Below are 3,064 nucleotides of genomic sequence, written 5' to 3'. Positions count from 1 at the left end.
CGGAGTGCGGCCAGGACCCCGACGACGAGGTAGAGGGCACCGCCGCCGTGGTCGCCGAGCAGGTTGGCCGGGGCCACCGCCGGGCCGTCAGTCGCCGGAGGTCTCCGGCAGCTTCCGCTGGATCAGCTCCATCACCGAGGAGTCGGTGAGTGTGGTGACGTCGCCCAGCTCGCGGTGTTCCGCGACGTCCCGCAGCAGCCGCCGCATGATCTTGCCCGAACGGGTCTTCGGCAGCTCCGCCACCGGCAGGACGCGCTTCGGCTTGGCGATCGCCCCGAGCTGCTTGGCGACGTGCGCCCGCAACTCCTCCACCAGCCCCTCGTCCTCCGAGGCGCTGCCCCGGAGGATCACGAAGGCGCAGATCGCCTGGGTGGTCTGCGGATCGGTGGCGCCGACGACGGCCGCCTCCGCCACCTTCGGGTGCGACACCAGCGCCGACTCGACCTCCGTGGTCGAGATGTTGTGGCCCGAGACCAGCATGACGTCGTCCACCCGGCCGAGCAGCCAGATGTCGCCGTCCTTGTCCTTCTTGGCGCCGTCGCCCGCGAAGTAGCGCCCGGGGAACCGGGACCAGTAGGTGTCCAGGAACCGCTGGTCGTCGCCCCAGATGGTCCGGAGCATCGACGGCCACGGCTCGGTGAGGACCAGGTACCCGCCCCCGCCGTCCGGCACGGGGTTGGCGTCGTCGTCCACCACGGTCGCCGCGATGCCGGGGAGGGGGACCTGGGCCGAGCCTGGCTTGGCAGCGGTGACGCCGGGGAGCGGGCTGATCATCATCGCGCCGGTCTCGGTCTGCCACCAGGTGTCCACCACCGGCGCCCGGTTGCCGCCGATGTGCTCGCGGTACCACATCCACGCCTCGGGGTTGATCGGCTCACCGACCGAGCCCAGGATCCGCAGCGAGGAGAGGTCGAACTTCGCGGGGATCTCGTCACCCCACTTCATGCAGGCGCGGATCGCCGTCGGCGCCGTGTACAGCAGCGTCACCCCGTACTTCTGGACGATCTCCCACCAGCGGCCGTGGTGCGGGGTGTCGGGGGTGCCCTCGTACAGCACCTGCGTCGCGCCGTTGGCCAGCGGGCCGTACACGATGTAGGAGTGCCCGGTGACCCAGCCGACGTCGGCGGTGCACCAGTAGACGTCCGTCTCCGGCTTCAGGTCGAAGACCGCGTGGTGGGTCCAGGCCGTCTGGGTGAGGTAGCCGCCGGAGGTGTGGAGGATGCCCTTCGGCTTACCCGTGGTTCCCGACGTGTAGAGGATGTAGAGCGGGTGCTCCGCGTCGAACGCCTCGGGCGTGTGCGTGTCGGGCTGACGGTCCACCACGTCGTGCCACCACAGGTCGCGGCCCTCGGTCCAGGCCGTCTCCTCGCCGGTGCGGCGCACCACCAGCACGTTGCGGACGTCCTCCGTCCCCGGGCGGGTCAGCGCCTCGTCGACGGCGGGCTTCAGCGCGCTCGGCTTGCCGCGCCGGTAGCCGCCGTCGGAGGTGACGACGACCCGCGCGTCGGCGTCCTTGATGCGGGTGGCCAGCGCGTCGGCGGAGAAGCCGCCGAAGACCACCGAGTGGGGGGCGCCGATGCGGGCGCACGCCAGCATCGTGATCACGGCCTCCGGGATCATCGGCAGGTAGACCGCGACCCGGTCGCCGGTGGCGACACCGAGCTCCGTCAGGGCGTTGGCGGCGCGGGAGACCTCCCGCTGGAGCTCCGCGTAGGTGATGGTCCGGGAGTCGCCCGGCTCGCCCTCGAAGTGGAGGGCCACCCGGTCGCCGTGTCCGGCCTCGACGTGCCGGTCCACGCAGTTGTACGCGACGTTGAGCCGGCCGTCCGCGAACCACTTGGCGAACGGCGGATCGGACCAGTCGAGGGTCTCGGTGGGTTCGGTGGACCACGAGAGCCGGCGGGCCTGCTCCGCCCAGAACGCCGTCCGGTCCTCGGCCGCCGCCTCGTACGCGCTCGCGGTGACATTGGCCTCGGCGGCCAGCGCGGGGGGCGGTGGAAAGCTCCGCTCCTCGCTCATGAGGTTGGCCAGGCTCTCGTTACTCACGGCATCCTCCGCATCGCTGCTGTGTCCCACGACACACCCCATCAGCCGTCCAGGGCTTTGACAAGGGCTCACGGCGGATTGGTGTAGACCTGTTCCGGCGAATGGCCCGTCCGGCGGGACGAGCGGACGCTCGCCGCGCCGAACGGGCGCCGGGCGGGAAAATCAGCTGGTCAGCGCCGATGGCTGCACCGGCCGGAACAGCGGCGTCCCCGCTCCGGGGTCGTCCAGTACGTAGGCCTGCGCCTCCCCGACGTGGAAGTACATCCCCCTCAGGGTGAGGGAGCCGTCCGCCATCCGCTCGGCGACGCACGGGTGCCGCGTCAGGTGCTCCAGCTGCTGCACCACGTTGGCGAGGCAGAGCGGCTCCACGCCGTCCGAGGTCTCGCGGCCGTCGACCCTCGCTTCGAAGCCGGCCCCGGCCGCGAGCCGGTCCATGCTCGGCCGTCCGTGGCGCAGCCACCGCCGGAGCGGGCGGAGCGGCGGCCGTCTGGCGCAGTGCCTGCATGGCACCGCATCCCGAGTGCCCGCAGACGGTGATCGAGCGGACCTTGAGCACCGTCACCGCGTACTCGATCGCCGCCGCCACCGAGGTGTCGGCCTGTTCGACGCCCGGCGGCGGCACCAGGTTGCCGACGTTGCGGACGGTGAAGAGGTCCCCGGGGCCGCTGGAGGTGATCATGCTCGTGACCAGTCGGGAGTCCGCGCAGGTGAGGAAGAGCTGGCCGGGGCGCTGCCCCTCCCGCGCCAGCCGTGCCAGGTCCTCCCTGACCAGCGGGGCGGTGAGCCGCTGGAAGTCCTCCACGCCCGTCAGCAGCCGGTCGTCCGCCGGGCCCGTCGCCCGGAGGCCGCTCGCGGAGCGGGCGCGGGCGCCCTCGCCCGGCCACACGCTCCCGGGGCGGTCGGCGGTCTGCCCATCACCGGGGTCGCCGTGCGCAGCTCCGCCAACGTCGCCGCCGGAGCGGTCAGCCGCAACTCGACTATCCTGCACGGCTGTTGGGTACTGCTCGCCACCGGGCTC

At 72.3% G+C, this 3,064-nt stretch carries 1 protein-coding gene and 1 pseudogene; both read right to left on the bottom strand.

Annotation, left to right across the window (positions count from 1 at the left end):
• Positions 1 to 87: 87 nt before the first annotated feature.
• Entirely contained in the window at positions 88 to 2,046 is a 1,959-nt protein-coding gene (gene acs, locus HCJ92_RS23340) for an acetate--CoA ligase (protein ID WP_167935595.1), read from the bottom strand.
• A 162-nt stretch (positions 2,047 to 2,208) separates the two neighbouring features.
• Positions 2,209 to 3,064 (bottom strand): annotated as a pseudogene (locus HCJ92_RS23335) (carbonic anhydrase); the annotation flags it as partial.

Source organism: Streptomyces spiramenti (assembly GCF_012034385.1).
GTDB lineage: Bacteria > Actinomycetota > Actinomycetes > Streptomycetales > Streptomycetaceae > Streptomyces > Streptomyces spiramenti.
This window is presented reverse-complemented; position numbering and strand designations above follow the sequence as displayed.